Raw genomic sequence first — 19,634 nt, forward strand, 5'->3', positions numbered from 1 at the left:
CCGACGTGACCACCCCGCAAGATCTCGACGACCGGTTCCGGGCGGCCCTGGGCGAGCTCGGCGCCCCCGCCCAGCGGCGCGACCTGGGTGAGCCGCTGTCCGAGGACGCGCCGCTGACCGGCGCGCAGGCGCTTGCCCTCTTCGACGCCCAGCTGACCAGCCGGCTGCTGGACCTGGCCGGGCGCTGGCTGCGCGGCTTCGGCGAGGGCTACTACACCATCGGCTCGGCGGGCCACGAGGGCAACGCCGCGCTGGCCGCCGCGCTGCGGCCCACCGACCCGGCCCTGCTGCACTACCGCTCCGGGGCCTTCTACTGCCTGCGGGCCGCCCAGGCGGCCGGTGGCGTCCCGGCCGGCGCCCCGGACCCGGCCACCGATGCCGGCCCGGGCCCGGACCGGACGACCGCGGCCCAGGACGGCCCGGGCGGGGACGGCGCCGGGGCCGGGCTGCCGGCCGGCGGGGGGGACGACCCCACCCCCGGGCCGCGGATCCCGGAGCCCCGCACCGCCGCGCCGGACGTCTCCGACCCGAACGGCCACGAGGACGCCGGCCCGGACGCGGTGACGGCCCGGCCCGCCCTGGACGCCGCCGACGCGGCGAGCCTCCCGCTCGGTGCCGCCGTGGTGGTCGACACCGCGGGCGAGGCCACCGTCGACGCGCCGCCGCTGCCCGCACCCGACCCCGACGACGCGTACGCGGAGGCGGCCCGGGACGTGCTGCGCGGCATGGTCGCCTCGGCACGGGAACCGATCGCCGGGGGCCGGCACAAGGTGTTCGGCCGGGCCGACCTGGCCGTCATCCCGACCACCTCCACCATCGCCTCCCACCTGCCCCGGGCGGTCGGCATGGGGCTCGCGCTGGAACGGCTGCGCCGGGTCGGCAACGGCCGGCAGGTCGGGCAGGTCGACGGGGAGACCACCGTCGGAGCTCCGTGGCCGCCGGACGCCATCGTGGTCTGCTCGTTCGGCGACGCCTCGGTCAACCACGCCACCGCCACCGCCGCGTTCAACACCGCCGGCTGGTACGACCACAGTGGGCTGCGCATCCCGGTTCTCTTCGTCTGCGAGGACAACGGGCTGGGGATCAGCGTCCGCTCGCCGCAGGGGTGGGTCGAGGCGACCCTGCGCGCCAAGCCGGGGATCCGCTACTTCGCCGCCGACGGCACCGACCCGGTGAAGGCGTACCGGGTGGCGGCGGAGGCGGCGGCCTGGGTGCGCCGGCAGCGGCGGCCCGCCGTGCTGCACCTGCGCACCGTACGGCTGATGGGGCACGCCGGGGCGGACGCCGAGACCGCGTACCGCAGCCCGGCCGAGCTGGCCGCGGACGCCGCACGGGACCCGCTGCTGGCCACCGCGCGGACCCTGGTCGAGGCGGGCTTCGCCGGCGGCGAGGAGCTGCTCGCCCGGTACGACGAGCGGGGCTGGCAGATCCGCCGGATCGCCGAGGAGGTGCTCGACGAGCCGAAGCTGGCGTCCCCGGCCGAGGTGGTGGCCGAGCTGGCCCCGCGCCGGCCGGTCCGGGTCTCCCGGTCGGTGGCCGACGCGGCGGACCGGGCGGCCGGACCCGGCGCGGGCGCCCGGGCCGCGGCGTTCGGCGGCCGGCCGCCGGAGTCGGCCGGTCCGCTCACCCTGGCGCAGAGCATCAACGCGGCGCTCGCCGACGGCATGCTGGACCACCCGGGGATGGCCGTCTTCGGCGAGGACGTCGCCGCCAAGGGCGGGGTGTACGGGGTGACCAAGGGGCTGCGGGACAAGTTCGGCGCGGCCCGGGTCTTCGACACGCTGCTCGACGAGACCTCGGTCCTCGGGCTCGCGCTGGGGGCCGGGGTGGCCGGGATGCTGCCGGTGCCGGAGATCCAGTACCTGGCGTACCTGCACAACGCGGAGGACCAGCTGCGGGGGGAGGCCGCCACCATGCGGTTCTTCTCACAGGGGGCGTTCCGCAACCCGATGGTGGTCCGGGTCGCCGGGCTGGCCTACCAGGAGGGGTTCGGCGGCCACTTCCACAACGACAACTCCCTGGCCGTGCTGCGGGACGTGCCGGGGCTGGTGATCGCGGTGCCGGCGCGGCCGGATGACGCCGCGCCCATGCTGCGTACCTGCCTGGCCGCGGCGGCGGTGGACGGCACGGTCTCGGTCTTCGTGGAGCCGATCGCGCTCTATCACACCCGCGACCTCTACACCGAGGGTGACGGCGAGTGGCTGGCCGAGTACGCCCCGCGGGGGGCCTGGGGCGCTGGTCACGTGCCGGTCGGCCGGGCCCGGGTGTACGGGGTCGGCTCCGCCGAGGACGTCACAATCATCACGTTCGGCAACGGCGTGCGCATGTCCCTGCGGGCGGCGGCCACCCTCGCCGACGAGGGGATCGGCACCCGGGTGGTGGACCTGCGCTGGATCGCGCCGCTGCCGGTGGCGGACATCATCCGGGAGGCCTCGGCCACCGGTCGGGTGCTGGTGGTCGACGAGACCCGCCGCTCGGGCGGGGTGGGCGAGGGGGTGATCGCCGCGCTGGTGGACGCCGGATACGTCGGCGCGGCGCGCCGGGTAGCCGGACTTGACTCGTTTGTACCATTAGGTCCGGCGGCGCGTCAGGTTCTGGTCTCTGCGGAAGCCATTACCCAGGGTGCCCGTACGCTGCTGGCACGGTAAATTCCGTTCCACCCGGTGCGCCACTTGCGCGGGGGGCCGCAACTGTGTGGACTTGGCCGACGGCGTCGGACGACGCCGCGAGCAGGGATGAGATGAGGAGGCACGCGACAGTGAGCGCGACCGCTGGTCAGGCCGCCGACGGGGTACGCAGTCTGGCGGACCGGTTCGGGATCGAGCCGGGGATGGTCGTCATGGAGATGGGGTACGACGAGGACGTCGACCAGGATCTCCGGGACGCCCTGACCGACCGCTGTGGAGAACTGGTCGACGAGGACACCGACGAGGTGGTCGACGCGGTTCTGGTGTGGTACCGCGACGGCGACGGTGACCTCTTCGAGCTCCTCGTCGACGCCCTCGGGCCGTTGGCCGACGCCGGCGTGGTCTGGCTCCTGACCCCGAAGGCGGGCCGGGACGGGCACGTCGAGCCGAGCGAGGTCGCGGAGAGCGCGCAGACCGCCGGCCTCCAGCAGACCTCCACGATCAACGCGGGTCGCGACTGGAGCGGCGCCCGCCTCGTGCTGCGGCGCGGGTCCAAGAGCAAGAAGTAACCGCACCCGGCGGCCACCGTCGCCGGGTGTGGCACGCTGATCATCTCCAGATCCGACCCGAGGAGTACGCATGCCCATCGAGGTTGGCGCCGAGGCGCCCGACTTCGTGCTCAAGGACCAGAACAACCAGGAGGTCCGGCTCTCCGACTTCCGCGGCCGGCGTACCGTGCTGCTGGTGTTCTACCCGCTCGCCTTCACCGGCATCTGCCAGGGCGAGCTCTGCGAGGTCCGGGACAACCTCAACGAGTACGTCAACGACGACGTCCAGGTGCTGACCGTGAGCGTCGACTCGGTCTACGCCCACAAGATCTGGGCGGACCGGGAGGGCTACCAGTTCCCGCTGCTGGCCGACTTCTGGCCGCACGGCGCGGTGGCCCAGGCGTACGGCGTCTTCAACGACGTCGCGGGCATCGCCAACCGGGGCACGTTCGTGATCGACAAGGCCGGCGTGGTCCGCTTCGCCGAGATGAACATGCCGGGGGAGGCCCGGGACCAGCAGGGTTGGCGGAAGGCCCTGACCGAGGCCGTCGCCGCCTGATCCCACCCAGGCACGCCGTTCGACCGGGCCGGAGGCCGGCAGGTAAGCTTGCCAGCCTCCGGCCCGCCGTACGGGCGTTCCGGGCGCGTAGCTCAGTGGGAGAGCACTCGCCTTACAAGCGAGGGGTCGCAGGTTCGAAACCTGCCGCGCCCACCCTTACCTGAACAGGCAAATCCACCCGCACCCGAGTTACTTACCGGGCCGGGCGAAGTGCCTGACATCCAACTCTGACATCGGTTGTTCAGTTCGAACGCCTCGCCCAGCTTCCGGTGACATCAATGTGGGGGAGGTGCCACTGCTACCGGGTCGCCGGGCGGCAGCAGGCAGGCGGTTGGTTCGGTCACGTCGTCATTGGCCGTGGGTGGTTTTGTCGCTCCTAGCCGTGCTGTGTAGCGGGTTGGTGGTGGTGCCTCTGTCGTGGGCGGTTCGCAAGCAAGCGGAGGCTGATCGGGGTGAGGCGACGCCGGACGCAGCGGTCAGCGTGTACCTGCTCCAGATGAGCAGTGGAGAGGAGATCGGCCTCCCGCGAGTGCTGGCCGCCAAGCGCCACGACGAGCTGCTGCGGCAGTGGCGTCAGTACCGCAGCGAGATGAAACGCGGCAATGTCCCGTCGAAGCTGCAGACGGTCAGACCGATTGACGTCGAGGGCCAGGGCAACTACCGCGCGACGGTGACTGCCCAGGTCAGCCCGACCTGGTGGAAGGAACAGATCAACTTCAGCGGCACAGCTCATCCATGGCGGTTTGAGACTCGGCGAGACGCCGGCGGCTGGCGGGTGTGGGCAGCCGACCTGCCGCCGTGGTGCGGTGTGCACGTCCGACCGGACACCTGCCGTTGAGCGCAGGCCCAGCGTTGGTCACCAGGCGCCGTCCCGGCGCCAGAGTTTCCCGCCGAACGCCCAGTAGAGCAACAGGCCACCGAAGGCCACAACGACGACACCCATGATGACCTCGCCGTCGTAGGGATTGCCGGGGGCGTAGGCGTGTGTAGCGTCCGCCGACGCCACCCTGGCCCATTCGTCTGTCGGCGCATCGCGCCGGTCAACAGCAAGCTCCACGGACGGAATGCGGGTTCCGTCGTCGCCGATAAACGAGCCGGTGCAGAACCAGCGCCTGGCGGTCGTTCGGAGACCGAGATCCCTGCTGTCGCTACAGCTGTCGACGTGCACAACGCCCGAGATGCCGTGCGCTGCCCGGTACTCATCCATCAGGCGCGCAGGCGGAGCCATCCACAGCACGGCAAGCGCGATCAAGCCCACGCCGACCATACCCATGATCCATCTTATGTACCGCAGTGTCATGGACATGAGCCACCACTGGAGCTCCACGGCCGCAGGGTAGTCAACCCGATCAAGACCGGAGACCTCGCCGTCTACCGGTCAGCGGCACGCTCCCACGTCCCGACCGAGACGATCAGCTTTGAGCAGGCCGGCGACCGGCCTGGCTAGTGAGTCTGCCGGCGGTTGGACTCCTGCCGGAGCGCCTCTGTGAGGTTGCGCCAGGTGCCAGCCGAGGTCTTCATCATCCGGTCGACCATCGAGCGGGCGGATGCTTCGTCCGGGAAGTCGTAGGTCACCTATTGCCCTTCGTTACCACCGATGCGGCCACGGACTCGCCAGATACGGCGGTCGGAGAGCAGCCAGATATCCCGCCGGGCCATGCGACCCCATGACCCGTTCCACCAGCGCCCGCGTACCTCCGCGCTCGACGAGTCGATCGGCTGCCATGCGCCGTAGCTTGGGGCGTGACGTTGCGCCCCAAGGTGTGTCGCTGGCTTTTCCGGCCACCGGCGGTCCACCAGACTGACCACCGACGGAGGGAGATCCATGGCCAAGCTGCTGTACTCGGCGACGGCGTCGCTCGACGGCTACATCGCCGGCCCGGGCGGCGACATGTCCTGGCTGACCGAGCACCTCGAGGCCGAGAACCCGACGGCGGAGCGCCTGCTGGCCGACATCGGCGCGATCCTGGTCGGCAACCGCACCTTCGGCGGCGACGACCCGAACCGCGGCACCGACAAGGAGGGCGCGTTCGGTGGCCAGTACCAGGGACCGGTGTTCGTGCTCACCCACCGGCCACCGGCCGAGCCCGACCCGGGCGTCACGTTCGTCGGTGACCTGCACGGCGCCGTCGCGCAGGCCAGGGAGGCCGCCGGCGACAGGTACGTGAACATCCTCGGCGCGGACGTCGCCAAGCAGTGCATCCGGGCCGGGCTGCTCGACGAGATCCTCATCTTCTTCGCCCCGGTGCTGCTCGGCGGCGGGGTCCGCATGTTCGACGACCCGGGCGGCACCGAGGTGCGGTTGGCGCCGATTCCCGGCGAGACGGCGCACTGGTACCGCGTCGTCCACTGAACCGTACCGGCGGGCCGGCGCCCGGCAGTGCACGGCGGCTGTGGTGGGATGGCCCGGTGGTCACTCCTCGCGTCATCGCCACGGACCTCGACGGCACCCTGCTGCGCAGCGACTCGACGCTCTCCGACCGCACCCGCCGGGCGCTGCGGAGGGCGCGAGCGGCCGGCGTGCGCGTGGTGGCGGCGACCGCCCGCCCGGCCCGCGTCATCGATGAGCTCTTCGGGTCCGAGGAGCTCATCGACATCGCGGTCTGTGGCAACGGCGCGGTCCGCTACGAAGTCGGCAGCCACAAGATTCTGATCACCCACCCGCTGCCGCAGGACGTGACCCGGCACGTGATGGCCGAGATCTCGCGGCTGCTGCCGGGCACGGGCTTCGCCGTCGAGACCGGCCACCGGGTGCTCTTCGAGCCGGGTTACCGCTACCGCCCGACGCTGGACAACGACCGGGTGCCGGTGGCCACGCATGCGGAACTTCTCACCGGTCCACTGGTCAAGCTCATGGTCTGGTTGCCGGAACGCAACCCGGATGCCGCCTGGGCGCGTCTGCGTCCCGGACTCGGCCGGCTCGTCGAATGCACCTGGTCCGCCGAGCGCGCGCCGCTGGAGATCGCTGCGCCCGGCGTCTCCAAAGCCGCGGCCCTCGCCACCCTCTGTCGGGACTGGCAGGTCGATCCGACCGAGGTGATCGCGTTCGGCGACGCTCCCAACGATCTACCCATGCTCGCCTGGGCGGGCACCGGGTACGCCGTCGCGAACGCACACAGCTCGGTGCTCGCGGCGACGGCCCACCACGCGGCCGGCAATGACGAGGACGGCGTCGCCCAGGTCCTGGAGGAAGTCTTCGCCTAGCACCGCCCCAGCCGCTCCGGCGCTCGCGCCGGATGCCAGCGGACACACCGGCAGGCGTCGAGACGGTCGCGGCCGTGACGCGAGTTGACCGGGCCAGGCATTCTGGGCCAGGTCCGTAGCGACGTGGGATCCGGTCCGGTGGCCGGGCCGGCCGACCCACGCGGGAGTTCGGGGGGTGCTGATGAGTGACACCGCTGCCCGGTCCGGCGCGGCGCAACCCGTGGTGTTGCGGCTGCCGTTCCAGGGGACGTGGAACGTCGAGAACAGTCCGGCCCGCCGCGTGCCGAGTCACGGCACCCACGCCTTCGGCGCGAGCCACGCCATCGACTTCGTCGCCGTCCGGGACGGCCGCACGGCACCCGTACGCGACTGGCGGACCATCCTGTCGGTCGAACCGGTGGACCGGTTCTACGCCTTCGACCAGCCGGTCGTCGCACCCGCCGCCGGCCGGGTCGTGTCGGCCCACGACGGCGAGCCGGACCTGGTGGCCCGGCGTTCGCCGCTGGCCCGCATCCCGTACGCGGTGACGCAGGCGTCGAGGGCCCGGCAGGGTGCGCGCGGGCTGGCGGGCAACCACGTGATCCTCGACCTGGGCGACGGCGGGCCGTACCTGGTGGTGGCGCACCTGCGGCGCGGCACGGTGGCGGTGCGGCCGGGCGACACGGTGGCCGTCGGGCGACCGCTGGGCCGGTGCGGCAACTCGGGGAACTCGACCCAACCCCACGTGCACCTTCAGGTCATGGACGACGCCGACCCGTTCGCGGCCACCGGCGTGCCGATCATCTTCCGCGACTACCGCGTCCGCCGCCGCGACGGCGGTGGCGAGCTGGTGCGACGCGGCGTACCGGACAGCGGTGACATCGTCGAAGCGGTGGCCGCCCCGGGCTGACCGGTCACCCTCCCGCCCGGCCGGCAGGGACGCCGGACGGGCCGCGACGACGAGCGGACGGGTCGGTCCCGCCCTGCCAGCTCACTCGGCCGGGTCGTCCGCCATCGGGTAGCGGGCGGCGACGGCGAGGGCGTCGCCCTGGCGGCCGGTAGTCGCGTACCCCAGCATCAGCACCGCGCGCAGGTGGCGCAGGTCGTCGTGGTCGGCGCCGAGCACGGCGTGCACGTCTCCGATGAGGCGTTCGGCCAGGGCGATCGACCGCGGGGTGTCGTGGTCGCCTTCCCAGTACCGGGCGGCGAGCTGCACCTGGGCGTGCAGCGTGCGGGGATGGGCCGGGCCCAGCAGGCGCTCGTGGTCGGCGGCGATCCGTTCGACGAGGGACATCTCCTCGTCGGCCCGGCCGACCCACCGGTGGCAGTACGCGTGACGCTCCCGGGCGTCGACGGTGTCGGGATGCACCGGGCCGAGCCGGCGCTCACGTTCGGCCGCGAGCCGTCCCCACGACGCGATGACCCGCTCCAGCAGGGCGACCCGGTCCGGTTCGCGGCCGAGGTCGCCGTACGCGGAGGCGAGCCGGATCCGGGCGAACTGCGTGTCGGGTTCGTCGGGCCCGAGTCGCCGCTCGCGGTCGGCCACGACCTCCGCCCAGCCGGCGGCGATCCGCTCGCGCAACGCGGGGATCTCGTCGTCGCGCCGGGCCTGACCGTAGAGGAGGCTGAGACTGCCCCACGTCGCCAGGGTGTCGGGATGCGCCGTGCCGAGGACGCGGGCCCGGTCCGCCGCGACCCGCTCCAGGGTGTCGATCGCGTCGGACAGTCGAGCCTCGCCGGCGCCGATGCCGACGTGGAAGTAGGCCAACGCGAGTTCGTGCCGCGCGGAGAGCGTCTCCGGGTGGTCGGGGCCGAACTCCCGTGTCCGGGCGGCGACCGCGGCTGCCAGGTCGGAGAGTTGTCCGCTCACGGCTGTCAGTGTGCCCGCCGGCTGTGTGCCCTGCCGGCCGAGGCGTCCGGCGGCGGGCCGTCTTCGCGTACGGGCGGTCGGCCGGGCCGGATGGTGAGCCCGGCGGCGACGATGCCGAGGACGACGGTCGCCACGGCGCACAGCAGCAGCGTCCGGTGGGCGCCGAGGGCGGTGGTCAGGGGACCGCCGAGCATGGTGCCCAGCGGCACCGCCAGCACGGTGACCGCGCCGTTGGCGGCCAGCACCCGGGGAAGCAGCGCGACGGTGGTGCGGCGCTGGAACAGCGCCATCGAGGTCGACCGGTACGGCGCCCAGATGAGGCCGGCGAGGGCGAAGGCCGGCAGTGACACGCCGACCGGCGCGTTCAGGCCGAGCGGCAGCATGGCGACGCCGAACCCGGTCACGATGCCGACCGTGGTGGGCCACAGCGACCAGCGGCGCAGATGGGCGGTCGCCAGGCCACCACCGAGGGCGCCGACGCCGAAGGCGGTGTAGTAGCTGCCCAGTGTCGTGGCGGACCCGTGCAGATCCGCCACGACGTGGACCGGCATGGCCACGTAGAACGGGCCGAAGAGGAAGAAGAAAATGAAGGTCAGGACCAGCAGGCCGAGCAGGGACCGGTCGCGGCGGATGAGGGCGAAGCCGGCGGTGCTGGAAGAGGTCGGCTCCGTCGGGCCGGTGCGGCCGGTTGCCGGGATCGCCAGGCGGTAGGTCAGCGCCAGGACGGCGAAGGTGAGCGCGTCGATCGCGATGACCCACACCGGGCCCACCCAGCCGATGAGGATGCCGGCCAGCGGCGGCCCGACGATGGTGGCGGCCTGGGAGAAGATGGCGACGACCCCGTTCGCCGGCAGGTGGTGCCGTTGCGGCAGCAGTTCGGCGAGCAGGGTGAAGCGCCCCGCGGAACCCCAGGAGTGCAGCAGCGAGGACAGCGCGAGCAGCGTCACGTACAGCCCGATGCCGAGCAACCCGGCCAGGTGGGCGACGGGGATCGCCGCGAGCGCGGCGGCCCGCAGGATTGCGTCCCAGCCGGCGAGCTGGGCGCCGCCGCGATCGGCCAGAAGCCGGCCGAAGACGACGGTGCCGGCCGCGCTGGGCAGGGTGTACGCCGCGACCGCGAGCGCGGTCCACGTCCCGCGCTGCCCCTCGGGTGCGAGTTGCAGCGCCAGCCAGGTCACCGCGATCAGCGCCATGCCGTCGCCCAGGGCGGACACCGCCAGCCCGGGCAGGACACGGCGCAGCAGCGGGTGGCTGACCACCGGCCAGTAGGGCGAGGAGCGTGGGAACCGGGGCGTCACCGTGTCGGTCGGCATGCTCCCACCTGAGCCGATGCGGGCCGTACACAGCAACGAAATCGGCGGCGGGCAGAATTTCGAGCGGAAATCGCTGGCGCCGGCGACGCCCGGGCCGCAAGGCTGCGACCCGTGACGCTGCATGAGAACGAGGTTCGGGCGGACGAGACGGTCGTCCGGTCCCTGCTGCGGGAACAGCGACCGGAGTGGGCCGACCTGCCCGTCACGCCCGCCGGCGCCGGTACGGACAACACCATGTACCGGCTCGGCGACGAGTGGCTCGTGCGCCTGCCCCGTACCGCCGACAAGGCGCGAGCCGTGCGGAAGGAACAGACGTGGCTGCCGCGGCTGGCGCCGCATCTGCCCCGTCGCGTCCCGGAGCCGGTCCACATCGGGATCCCGGGCGCCGCGTACCCGCTCGCCTGGTCGGTGTACCGCTGGATCGACGGCGACGAGGCCGGCCCCGCGACCGTCACCGACTGGTCCGCCTTCGGCGCTGACCTCGCCGAGACCGTGCGGAGCCTGCACGCCCTCGACCTGATGGGTGCCGTCCGGCGCGACGAGCTCAGCTGGTACCGCGGGGGCAGCATGCGCGCCTGCGACCGGTGGATCAGCGGCTGCTTCGACGACTGCCGCACGATGCCGGGCCTCGACCTCGACGTCGGGCTCCTGCGGGAGCTGTGGCGGGAGGCGCTCGCGTTGCCGGAGCCGGCCGGCCGGCAGGTGTGGCTGCACGGCGATCTCAAACCCACCAACCTGCTGGTACGCGACGGCAGGCTGCACGCCGTCATCGACTTCGGGGGCCTGTCGATCGGCTTCCCCGACGCCGAGCACGCCACCGTCTGGGATCTGCCGCCCGAAGCGCGGCGGGCCTACTGGGACGCCGTGGGACTCGACGAGGTGACCTGGCTCCGCGCCCGGGCGTGGGCGGTCGCGGTCGGCGTCAGCGGGGTGTCGTACTACCGGGACACGTACCCCGCCTTCGTCCGCGAGTGCCGGTCCCGGCTGCGGGCCATCCAGACGGCCGCCGGCCCGCGGTAGGCGCCGGGGGACCGCCGCTCAGCCGGCGGCGACACCCAGCGTCCGGGCCACCAGACCGAGCCGCTGCTGCCGTACGTCGGTCAGGGGCGGCAGGAGCAGCGTGGGCATCCCCAGGTCGAGCGCGCCGCCGTCGGGGCCGCTCCGGTCCCCGACCATCAGCGTCCGGGCGGGCTCGGTGTCGAGCCGGTCGAGCGCCAGCCGGAAGATCCGCGGATCGGGTTTCTGCACCCCGTGCTCGTAGGACAGCACGAACACGTCGACGACCCCGGCCAGGCCCGCGGCGGCGAAGACCGGCCGCAGGTCGAAGTGGATGTCGCTGACGACCGCGATGCGCAACCCGTGACCGGCGACGGCCCGCAGCACCGGGACCGCGTCGACGGCGAACGGGTTGTACGCGGGATCGGACTCCACGGCGTAGAGCGCGTCGGCCAGTGCGGCGTCGAGACCGGCGTCGGCGAAGACGCCGTGGTAGGTGTTCCGGTGGACCAGGGCGTCGCAGTCCACGCCGGGGGCGTCCAGCCGGTCCGGGTCTCCGGCCGCCACGGCGACCGCCGCCCGGACCGCCGACACGGCCTCCGGCCGGCTGTCCCGCCCGAGCCGCTCCAGCGCGACGCGGACCCACTCCAGCGGCGGCAGGGTCGTCACCAGGGTGCCCCGCCAGTCGAACACGGCCGCGCGCAGCTCGTCCATGCCGCAACAAGTATCAGAGGTCGGGTGCCTCGGCCACCCCGTCGAGCCGCCCCTACAACCCGGTGGAGCGTGGCAACGGAGATCGATCCCGCCGCGGCGGTCAGGGTGTTCACCGGGACCACCACCCGCACCTCCACCGTCCTGCGCCGGTTTTCGCCGGGCGTCGCGAGCGGGGGCAGCGGGGGAGGCTGGGGCGCACTACCGTCGCGATCATGACGCGGTTGTCCGCCCACCCCGGGTACGCGCGGTTCTGGTTCGCCGACACCGTCTCCACGTTCGGGACGTACCTGACGACCGTGGCGCTGCCGATCCTGGCGATCGTCATGCTGGACGCCAGCGACGCCGAGGTGGGCCTGGTCACCGGGGCGCGCTGGACGCCGTACCTCCTCTTCGGCCTGCTGGCCGGGGTGGTGGCCGACCGCTACCGGCGGCGGCCGATCCTGATCACCACCGACCTGGCCCGCGCCGGGTTGCTGACCGTGACCGCGGCGCTCGCGCTGCTCGGCGCGCTGCGGGTGCCGCTGCTGCTGGTCCTGGTCGCCGCCCTCGGGGCGCTGTCGCTGCTGCACGACGCCGCCCACCAGTCCTACCTGCCCCGGCTCGTTCCGCCCGCCGCCCTGACCCGGGCCAACGCGCGGCTGGAGCAGAGCGCCTCGCTGGCCCAGACCACCGGCCCGTTCCTCGGCGGCTCGCTGGTGACGGCGTTCGGCGCGCCGGTGGCGCTGCTCGTCGACGCGGTCTCCTACCTGTTCTCCGGGCTGCTGCTGGCGACGATCCGCCGGCCGGAGCCGGCCCCGGCGCCGGCCCGCCGCCACCTCGGGCACGAGCTGCGGGAGGGACTGTCCTGGGTGTACCGACACCCGGTGCTCGCGCCGTACGCGCTCACCCTGCACGCCCGCTTCCTCTGCGCCAGCATGGCCACCACCGGGTTCACCCTCCTCGTCGTACGCGGACTCGACCCCGGCCTGAACGAGCGGCGGGCGGCCTTCGGGCTCGGTGTGGTGCTGGCCCTCGGCGGCGTCGGCGCGGTGGTCGGCAACGCGCTGTCGCACCGGGTCGGTCGGTGGGGCGCGGGCCGGGCCATCCTGCTGGAACGGCTGGTCGAGCCGGTGGGCTGGACCCTGGCGGCGCTCGCCCTGACCGGCGCGGCCGGCTGGCTCATGGTCGGCGCGGCGCAGGTGGTCATCTGGTGCGCGCTGGGGGTCAGCGGGCCGAACGAGATGGGCTACCGGCAGGCCGTCACCCCGGACCGCCTCCAGGGCCGGATGAACGCCACCATCCGTTCGCTGAACTGGGGCATGCTGACGATCGGCGGCCCGCTCGGCGGGCTGCTCGCCAAACACCTCGGCTACCGGGCGACGATCGGGGTCGCGGTCGCCGGCATGGCGGTCGCCGCCACGGTCGCGGTGCTGTCGCCGGTGCGCACCGCCCGGCATCCCGACGCGGAGCCGCAACCGGTGCCGGAGCCCGCCGGGCGGGAGTGACGCCGGCGACGGTATTCGGTTGCCGGCCGGCCCGTCGGCGGATTGGCTCGGCGGATGGCCGACATCGACGCGTACTTCATCTGTGCCACGCCGCGGACCGGCAGTTCGCTGCTGTGCGGCCTGCTCGCGTCCACCGGGGTCGCCGGCCGGCCGGAGGCGTACTTCCGGGTGCCGGACGAGGCGAGCTGGGCCACCCGTTGGGGGCTGGCCGCCGACTGGAGCTACGACGACTACGTCGGGGCGGCGCTCGCGGCCGGCCGTACCGGCAACGGGGTGTTCGGGGCGAAGCTGATGTGGGGGACCCTCGACCGGGTGGTCGAGGGCCTCGCCGGCGGGCACCCGGAGCTGGCCGGCGCGGACGACGCGCTGCTGCGCCGCGCCTTCGGCCGGACCGCCTTCGTGCACCTGCGCCGCGACGACGTGCTGGCCCAGGCGGTGTCCTGGCTGCGCGCCGAGCAGACCGGCGTCTGGTACGTCGGCGACGCGGGCGCGACCGGCCGGGCACCCCGGTACGACCCGGGCGGCGTGGACGAGCTGCTCCGGACCATCGAGGCGCACCAGGCCGCCTGGGACGAGTGGTTCACCGCGTACCGGATCACCCCGCACCGGGTGCGCTACGAGGACCTGGCCGCCGACCCGACCGGGGTGACCCTCGGGATCCTCGACGCCCTCGACCTCGCCCTGCCGCCCGGGGTGGCGGTCCGCCCCCGGCACCGGCGCCAGGCCGACGCGCTCAACGCCGAATGGATCGCCCGCCACCGGCCTCGGACGTGACCTTGCCCACGCTCTCCCCGCGCGACCTGTAGGGGCAGGTCATCCGGCGTTACCCGGCGGTTTAAGGTTGGCGCTGCGAAGTCGTGCCCCGAACCGGGCGCGGCTTCGTAGCGCTTCGCGGGATCCGTGAAGCCCAGCCGGTCCGACGTTCTCCGGGCCAACCGAATCGGATCGGCTGCACCCCACCGCCCGGCCGGCGCGTCCGGCGGGCCAACCCGGAACGGAGTAAGTCCACGCCATGAGCGTGACTACGCAGGATCCTGCTGCCCCGGTAGAGCGCGCGGAACCCGCCCCGCGTGGCCGCCTCGACCGCTATTTCGAGATCACCCGCCGGGGCTCGACGGTCCGGCGCGAGGTGCTGGCCGGGCTCACCACGTTCGCGACGATGGCGTACATCGTCGTGCTCAACCCGCTGATCATCGGCACCGCCCCGGACGCCGACGGCAACCTGCTCGGCATCCCGGCCGTCGCCGGGGTCACCGCGCTGATCGCGGCGCTGATGACGATCATGATGGGCGTCGTCGGCCGGGTGCCGTTCGGCGTGGCGACCGGCCTGGGCCTGAACGCCTTCGTCGCGTACGCGGTCGCTTCCCAGATGACCTGGGCCGAGGCGATGGGCCTCGTGGTGATCGAAGGTCTGATCATCACGGTGCTGGTGCTGACCGGCTTCCGGACGGCCGTCTTCCGGGCCATCCCGGCGGAGCTGAAGGCGGCCATCGCCGCCGGCATCGGCCTGTTCATCGCGCTGATCGGCTTCGTCGACGGCGGCTTCGTCCGGTCCAGCACCGGTGTGCCGCTGCAGCTCGGCTCGGGCAACAACGGCACCCTGCACGGCTGGCCCACGGTCGTCTTCGTGGTCGGCCTGCTGGTCACCGGCATCCTGGTCGCCCGCAAGGTCAAGGCCGGCATCCTGATCGGCATCGTGGCCACCACGGTCATCGCGGTGCTCGTCAACGCGTTCGCCAAGCCCGGCGGGGCCTTCACGGCCGACGGCAAGCCGAACCCGGACGGGTGGCGGCTCAACGTGCCGACCCTGCCGGACCCGCTGGTCAAGGCGCCCGACCTGCACCTGATCGGCAACGTGTCGTTCGGCGCGTTCGCCCACGTCGGGGTGATGACCGCGCTGCTGCTGGTGTTCACCCTGGTGCTCGCCGACTTCTTCGACGTCATGGGCACCACCGTCGGCCTGGCCAAGCAGGCCAACCTGGCCACCGAGGACGGCACCGACATGCCGCGCCTGGGCAAGGTGCTCTTCGTCGACGGTGTCGCCGCGGTCGCCGGTGGCGCGGGCAACGCCTCCTCGGCCACCACGTACATCGAGTCCTCGTCGGGCATCGCGGACGGTGGGCGTACCGGTCTGACCAGCGTGGTCACCGGCGTGCTCTTCCTCGGCGCGCTGCTGCTCACCCCGCTGGTGTCGCTGGTGCCCAGCGAGGCCGCCGGCCCGGCTCTGGTGGTCGTCGGTGCGCTGATGATCCGCCAGGTCAAGGACATCGACTTCACCGACCTGGGCGTCGCGGTGCCGGCCTTCCTGACCATGACGCTGATGCCGTTCACCTACTCGATCACCAACGGCATCGGCGCCGGCTTCGTCAGCTGGGTCGCCATCCGGGTGGCGCAGGGCAAGGCCCGCCAGATCCACCCGCTGATGTGGGCGGTCGCCGTCGCGTTCGTGATCTACTTCGGCATCAACCTGGTCAAGGCCGTCACCGGCGTCAGCTGACCGGTCGCCCGCCGCGCCCCCGCTGCCCCCGGCCCGAGGCAGCGGGGGCGCGGCGTATCCGGATCATGGGTTAGAGTGCCGCCGCGCGGACACGCGACCGTCGTGGGCGCAGGGGAGATGAGGCCATGGACCGCCATGAGCTTCCTTTCCCATGCCCTTTTCCGGGTCGCGCCTCCTGACCTTCATCGCGACCCGGGTCGCTCCACGACCTTGGAGAAATCGCGTTGTTCTTCGATGACCTGACCACCGACCGTCTGGTGCTGCGCCCCTGGCCGGCCGAGGAGGCCGCCGCCGTCGTCGCCGGTGAGCGGCGGCCGCACTGGGCCGCGGACTATCCCGCCGACGGCGACCGCGTGATCGCCGGTCTGATCGCCCGCCGGCCCGACGTGCCGCACGGACACCGCCTGATGATCGAACGGGAGACCGGCCTGACCGTCGGCGCGATCGGGTTGAAGTGGCCGCCCACCGACGGTTCGGTCGAGTTCGGCTACGGCGTGGCGCCGTCCCGGCGCCGCCGGGGCTACACCACCGAGGCCGCCCGCGCGCTCGTCGCGTTCGCGCTCACCCTGCCCGGGGTGACGCGGGTGTACGCCACCGTGGATCCGGCCAACGTGCCGTCCGTTCGCGTGCTGGAAAAGGCCGGCCTGCGCCGGGACGGGACGGTGGCCTCCGACGAGGGGCCGCTGCACCGGTACGTGGCCGAGTAACACCGGATTCGGGGGCGTCCGTCGTGGCCCCGGCGGCAACGGGCGCCCCCGCAGCCGGTCCGGTCGCGGCTTCCCGGCCCAGAGGACCACCGCGGGGCTCGCCGTCGGGGAGGATGGCCGGGCGGGTGACCGTCGACCGCGCGCGGACGGGAGGACTCGGGTGGGCTACGCGGACGTCAACGGCGTACGTCTCTGGTACGAGGTGCACGGGGCCGGCAAGCCGCTGGTGCTGCTGCACGGCGGATACGGGTCGGTGGAGATGTTCGCCCCCATCCTGCCCGCCCTCGCCGCGCGCCGCCGGGTGATCGCGGTCGACCTGCAGGGGCACGGCCGCACCGCCGACGTGGACCGGCCGCTGCGCTACGAGTCGATGGCCGACCACATCGCCGCGCTGCTGGGTCACCTCGACGTGCCGGAGGCGGACCTGCTCGGCTACTCGCTCGGCGGCGCGGTGGCCCTGCGTACCGCGATCGGGCATCCGGCGCTGGTCCGGCGGCTGGTGCTGGTCTCCACCCCCTGCCGGCGGCAGGGCTGGTACCCGGAGGTGCTGGCCGCGATGGCCGCGCAGGACGCGCGGGTCGCCGAGCAGATGCGGGGCACCCCACCCCACGAGCGGTACGAGCGGGTGGCCCCGCGCCCGCAGGACTGGCCGACCCTCTGGGTCAAGACCGGTGAGCTGCTGCGCCGCGAGTACGACTGGTCCGCCGAGGTGGCCGCCCTGCCGATGCCGGTGCTGCTGGTCTACGCCGACGCCGACTCGATCCCGGTGCACCACATGGCCGAGTTCTTCGGGCTGCTCGGCGGCGGGCACCGGGACGCCGGGTGGGACGGCGGCGACCGGCCGGCGTCCCGGCTGGCGGTGCTGCCCGGCCTCACCCACTACGACATCGTCGCCTCCCCGGCGCTGCCCGCCGTGGTGCTGCCCTTCCTCACCCACGAGGTCCGCGCGCCCGGCTGACCAGCCGGCGGGCCAGCACACCACCGAGCAGCAGGGCCGCCAGGCCGGTCCACCACCAGAACCGGCCGCCCACCCCCCACGGCGGGTCGGCCTCGCGGACCCGTCCGGAGTGGATCACCCGGTCCGCCACGTCGATCGCGAGGACCTGTTCCGGCGCGGCGAGCACGGTGGTGGGCGCGGCGGACCCGGGGGCCAGGGCCAGCACCTCGACCGATCGCACATGGCCGTACGCGGTCCGCTGGTCCATCGCCATCGGCTGGTCGAAGCGGGCCGGCGCCGCCGGCTCCGGCCGGTAGCCGACCACCAGCGCGGAGCCGTCCGGCCGCCAGCCGAGCAGCCGGACCGTGGTGACCCCGCTGACGGCGGGCAGCTCCAGCGCACCGAGGTCCCGACCGGTGCCCGGGTCGACCCGACGCAGCCGCCAGCGGGTGCTGTCCGGGTCCCGGCTGACCAGGGTCAGGCTGCCGTCCGGAAGCCAGGCGCCCTTGCCGGCCAGCCCGGTGTCGGGCGGTAGCGGGAAGGAGGAGATGGACCGCCCGTCGACGCCGGCGACCAGCACCTTGTCGCCGATCCGCCAGGCCAGCCGGCTGCCGTCGGGCGAGAACGCCACCGGGCTGTCGAAGATCGGCAACTGCTCGGCCTCGATCAGCCGGACCGCCCGGCCGGTGTCGAGCCGCACCAGGCTCAGCACACACGCGTATGCGCTGCGCTCCGGGGTGGTCGGGACGGTGTCCCGGACCACCAGGGACCTCCCGTCCGGGGCCCAGCCGGCCGGTTCGGTCAGCTCGCTGTCCGGCACCACGCTGGGCAGGTGCCGCCGCACCCCGTCGACCAGGTCCACCAGGTCGATCCGGGGGTGCCGGCTCGACCCGCCCGGCGCGGCGATGCGCCGGCCGTCGGGGGAGAGCAGCACCTTCTCGCCCACCGGTGCCTCGTACCCCACCTGGTAGGTGCGGTAGCGGTCGGCGTCGGCTCCGACGATGCCGATGGTGCCGTTCTCGTCCAGCAGCCCGGTGAGCCCGCGCGCCCGGCCGCTGAAGATCACCGACGCCGGACCGAGCCGGGGCCGGTCGGTGGCGTGCAGCGACCCGAACACCGGCAGGCCGATCCGGTCCGGCAGCGCCGGGCCGTCCGCGCCGGCCGCCGGGTCCGGCCCCGCGCCGCCGCCACGCACGACCAGCGGCACGAGCGCCACCAGCACCAGGACAGCCGCCACGCCCGCGGCCATCCGCCGCCGGGTCCGGCGCGCGGTCCGCACCGCCCGGTCGTGCACCGGATACGCGGGCACCTCGGCCGCCGCCGCCCGCAGCGCCTCGCGCAGCCGTACGCTCATCGCCCGCTCCTCGCCGCCGTCCGCTCCACCAGGTCGGGGACGATTTCGCGGAGCCGGCGTACGGCGTCCCAGCCGTGCCGCTTCACCGTGCCCAGCGAGCAGCCCAACGCCTCGGCGACCTGCGGTTCGGTCAGGTCCTCGTAGAACCGGAGCACCACCACCGCCCGCTGCCGCGGGGTGAGCCGGCGCAGCGCCGCCATCAGGCTCAGCCGCAGCGTGGTGTCCTCGGTGTGGTCGCCGCCGCCCCGCTCGGCCGGCACCGGTTCCAGCCGTTCCGCGACCCGGCGCCGGCGCCACCAGGAGACCTGCTGGTGGTACATCACCCGCCGCGCGTACGCCTCCGGATCGCCGTCGCGGATCCGCCGCCAGTGCCGGTAGGTGCGGGCCAGCGCGGTCTGCAACAGGTCCTCGGCGAGCTGGTGGTCCCCGGTGAGCAGGTACGCGGTCCGGGACAGCGCGGCGGAGCGCTGCACCACGAACTCGTGGAACGTCTCCGACATGCCCACCCCCTCTTCCACTACAGACGCCACCCGTCCGGTCAATGGTTGAGGGGCCGAGCGGGCGGGTGCGGAGACCAGCTCCACACCCGCCTTGGCCGGTCAGATGGCGAAGCCGCCGTCGGCGTCGATCACCGCCCCGGTGACGTACCCGGCGTCGGGACCGGCGAGGTGGGCCACCACGGCGGCGATCTCGGCCGGCGCGGCGTACCGGCCGAGGGCGGTGAGACCGGGCTTGATCCACTCGACATGCCGCAGGCGGCGGTGTCCCGGCCTCTGGACGGGCCGACATGCCGCAATCCGAGTCGATCGACGCGGGCGGCGGTGCGCGGCCGCCCCGACTGTGCG

20 protein-coding genes and 1 tRNA gene are annotated in these 19,634 nt (G+C 73.6%); 14 read left to right on the plus strand and 7 right to left on the minus strand.

Features of this window, described 5'->3' with window-relative positions; translation table 11 throughout:
- Positions 1–152: 152 nt before the first annotated feature.
- From ACL02O_RS02255 to ACL02O_RS02275, 5 genes are all read left to right on the plus strand, one after another.
- The gene (locus ACL02O_RS02255) at positions 153–2,648 is read left to right on the plus strand and encodes a transketolase C-terminal domain-containing protein (protein ID WP_412816271.1); all 2,496 of its coding nucleotides are present in this window, start codon (positions 153–155) and stop codon (positions 2,646–2,648) included.
- Between the two features lie 110 nt (positions 2,649–2,758).
- Complete coding sequence (locus ACL02O_RS02260) at positions 2,759–3,196, plus strand: DUF3052 domain-containing protein (protein WP_393184674.1); 438 nt, start codon at positions 2,759–2,761, stop codon at positions 3,194–3,196.
- 70 nt (positions 3,197–3,266) lie between these two features.
- A complete protein-coding gene (locus ACL02O_RS02265; protein WP_412816226.1) occupies positions 3,267–3,734 on the plus strand; it encodes a peroxiredoxin in 468 nt (155 codons plus the stop codon).
- 81 nt (positions 3,735–3,815) lie between these two features.
- A tRNA-Val gene (locus ACL02O_RS02270) sits at positions 3,816–3,887 on the plus strand.
- A 247-nt stretch (positions 3,888–4,134) separates the two neighbouring features.
- Complete coding sequence (locus ACL02O_RS02275; protein WP_412816227.1) at positions 4,135–4,572, plus strand: hypothetical protein; 438 nt, start codon at positions 4,135–4,137, stop codon at positions 4,570–4,572.
- Between the two features lie 18 nt (positions 4,573–4,590).
- Here the strand turns inward: ACL02O_RS02275 and ACL02O_RS02280 are convergent, their stop codons facing one another.
- Both ACL02O_RS02280 and ACL02O_RS02285 read right to left on the minus strand, forming a co-directional pair.
- A complete protein-coding gene (locus ACL02O_RS02280; protein WP_412816228.1) occupies positions 4,591–5,061 on the minus strand; it encodes a hypothetical protein in 471 nt (156 codons plus the stop codon).
- Between the two features lie 116 nt (positions 5,062–5,177).
- On the minus strand, positions 5,178–5,309 hold the full coding sequence (locus tag ACL02O_RS02285; RefSeq protein WP_412816229.1) for a hypothetical protein: 132 nt from the start codon (positions 5,307–5,309) through the stop codon (positions 5,178–5,180).
- Between the two features lie 250 nt (positions 5,310–5,559).
- Between ACL02O_RS02285 and ACL02O_RS02290 the strand changes: the two genes are divergently transcribed.
- The 3 genes from ACL02O_RS02290 (at position 5,560) to ACL02O_RS02300 (ending at position 7,827) form a co-directional block, all read left to right on the plus strand.
- Positions 5,560–6,087, plus strand: coding sequence for a dihydrofolate reductase family protein (locus ACL02O_RS02290; protein ID WP_412816230.1), 528 nt, complete (start codon positions 5,560–5,562; stop codon positions 6,085–6,087).
- Between the two features lie 56 nt (positions 6,088–6,143).
- Positions 6,144–6,938: an HAD family hydrolase gene (locus ACL02O_RS02295; protein WP_412816231.1), complete on the plus strand. Its 795-nt coding sequence runs from the start codon at positions 6,144–6,146 to the stop codon at positions 6,936–6,938.
- 181 nt (positions 6,939–7,119) lie between these two features.
- Positions 7,120–7,827, plus strand: coding sequence for a M23 family metallopeptidase (locus ACL02O_RS02300; protein WP_412816232.1), 708 nt, complete (start codon positions 7,120–7,122; stop codon positions 7,825–7,827).
- 81 nt (positions 7,828–7,908) lie between these two features.
- Here the strand turns inward: ACL02O_RS02300 and ACL02O_RS02305 are convergent, their stop codons facing one another.
- Both ACL02O_RS02305 and ACL02O_RS02310 read right to left on the minus strand, forming a co-directional pair.
- A complete protein-coding gene (locus ACL02O_RS02305; RefSeq protein ID WP_412816233.1) occupies positions 7,909–8,787 on the minus strand; it encodes a hypothetical protein in 879 nt (292 codons plus the stop codon).
- Between the two features lie 5 nt (positions 8,788–8,792).
- Entirely contained in the window at positions 8,793–10,100 is a 1,308-nt protein-coding gene (locus ACL02O_RS02310; protein WP_412816234.1) for an MFS transporter, read from the minus strand.
- A gap of 111 nt (positions 10,101–10,211) precedes the next feature.
- Between ACL02O_RS02310 and ACL02O_RS02315 the strand changes: the two genes are divergently transcribed.
- Positions 10,212–11,120, plus strand: a complete 909-nt coding sequence (locus tag ACL02O_RS02315) for an aminoglycoside phosphotransferase family protein (protein ID WP_412816235.1) — start codon at positions 10,212–10,214, stop codon at positions 11,118–11,120.
- Positions 11,121–11,138: 18 nt separating this feature from the next.
- Here the strand turns inward: ACL02O_RS02315 and ACL02O_RS02320 are convergent, their stop codons facing one another.
- Positions 11,139–11,810 (minus strand): HAD family hydrolase, encoded by a 672-nt coding sequence (locus tag ACL02O_RS02320; RefSeq protein WP_412816236.1) that lies wholly within the window; start codon positions 11,808–11,810, stop codon positions 11,139–11,141.
- 212 nt (positions 11,811–12,022) lie between these two features.
- Between ACL02O_RS02320 and ACL02O_RS02325 the strand changes: the two genes are divergently transcribed.
- From ACL02O_RS02325 to ACL02O_RS02345, 5 genes are all read left to right on the plus strand, one after another.
- The gene (locus ACL02O_RS02325; protein ID WP_412816237.1) at positions 12,023–13,294 is read left to right on the plus strand and encodes an MFS transporter; all 1,272 of its coding nucleotides are present in this window, start codon (positions 12,023–12,025) and stop codon (positions 13,292–13,294) included.
- Between the two features lie 54 nt (positions 13,295–13,348).
- Positions 13,349–14,068, plus strand: a complete 720-nt coding sequence (locus tag ACL02O_RS02330) for a Stf0 family sulfotransferase (RefSeq protein WP_412816238.1) — start codon at positions 13,349–13,351, stop codon at positions 14,066–14,068.
- 238 nt (positions 14,069–14,306) lie between these two features.
- A complete protein-coding gene (locus ACL02O_RS02335; protein WP_412816239.1) occupies positions 14,307–15,791 on the plus strand; it encodes an NCS2 family permease in 1,485 nt (494 codons plus the stop codon).
- 224 nt (positions 15,792–16,015) lie between these two features.
- Complete coding sequence (locus ACL02O_RS02340) at positions 16,016–16,498, plus strand: GNAT family N-acetyltransferase (protein WP_412816240.1); 483 nt, start codon at positions 16,016–16,018, stop codon at positions 16,496–16,498.
- A gap of 160 nt (positions 16,499–16,658) precedes the next feature.
- Positions 16,659–17,456 (plus strand): alpha/beta fold hydrolase, encoded by a 798-nt coding sequence (locus ACL02O_RS02345; protein WP_412816241.1) that lies wholly within the window; start codon positions 16,659–16,661, stop codon positions 17,454–17,456.
- On the opposite strand, the gene ACL02O_RS02350 is transcribed toward ACL02O_RS02345, so the two are convergent.
- Together ACL02O_RS02350 and ACL02O_RS02355 are read right to left on the minus strand one after the other, a co-directional pair.
- Positions 17,428–18,789: a TolB family protein gene (locus ACL02O_RS02350; RefSeq protein ID WP_412816242.1), complete on the minus strand. Its 1,362-nt coding sequence runs from the start codon at positions 18,787–18,789 to the stop codon at positions 17,428–17,430. The two genes, ACL02O_RS02345 and ACL02O_RS02350, sit on opposite strands and share 29 nt — an antisense overlap.
- A complete protein-coding gene (locus ACL02O_RS02355) occupies positions 18,786–19,289 on the minus strand; it encodes a SigE family RNA polymerase sigma factor (RefSeq protein WP_412816243.1) in 504 nt (167 codons plus the stop codon). Before ACL02O_RS02355 ends, ACL02O_RS02350 begins: the two co-directional genes overlap by 4 nt.
- Positions 19,290–19,634: the final 345 nt, after the last annotated feature.

The organism is Micromonospora mangrovicola (genome assembly GCF_047200535.1).
Classification (GTDB): domain Bacteria; phylum Actinomycetota; class Actinomycetes; order Mycobacteriales; family Micromonosporaceae; genus Micromonospora.

Excerpts from the sequence above, each read along its gene's own strand:
- ACL02O_RS02265 (WP_412816226.1), top strand. The coding sequence starts at position 3,267 with ATGCCCATCGAGGTTGGCGCCGAGGCGCCCGACTTCGTGCTCAAGGAC.
- ACL02O_RS02290 (WP_412816230.1), top strand. The coding sequence starts at position 5,560 with ATGGCCAAGCTGCTGTACTCGGCGACGGCGTCGCTCGACGGCTACATC.
- ACL02O_RS02300 (WP_412816232.1), top strand. The coding sequence starts at position 7,120 with ATGAGTGACACCGCTGCCCGGTCCGGCGCGGCGCAACCCGTGGTGTTG.
- ACL02O_RS02310 (WP_412816234.1), bottom strand. The coding sequence starts at position 10,100 with ATGCCGACCGACACGGTGACGCCCCGGTTCCCACGCTCCTCGCCCTAC.
- ACL02O_RS02320 (WP_412816236.1), bottom strand. The coding sequence starts at position 11,810 with ATGGACGAGCTGCGCGCGGCCGTGTTCGACTGGCGGGGCACCCTGGTG.
- ACL02O_RS02325 (WP_412816237.1), top strand. The coding sequence starts at position 12,023 with ATGACGCGGTTGTCCGCCCACCCCGGGTACGCGCGGTTCTGGTTCGCC.
- ACL02O_RS02330 (WP_412816238.1), top strand. The coding sequence starts at position 13,349 with ATGGCCGACATCGACGCGTACTTCATCTGTGCCACGCCGCGGACCGGC.
- ACL02O_RS02335 (WP_412816239.1), top strand. The coding sequence starts at position 14,307 with ATGAGCGTGACTACGCAGGATCCTGCTGCCCCGGTAGAGCGCGCGGAA.
- ACL02O_RS02350 (WP_412816242.1), bottom strand. The coding sequence starts at position 18,789 with ATGAGCGTACGGCTGCGCGAGGCGCTGCGGGCGGCGGCGGCCGAGGTG.
- ACL02O_RS02355 (WP_412816243.1), bottom strand. The coding sequence starts at position 19,289 with ATGTCGGAGACGTTCCACGAGTTCGTGGTGCAGCGCTCCGCCGCGCTG.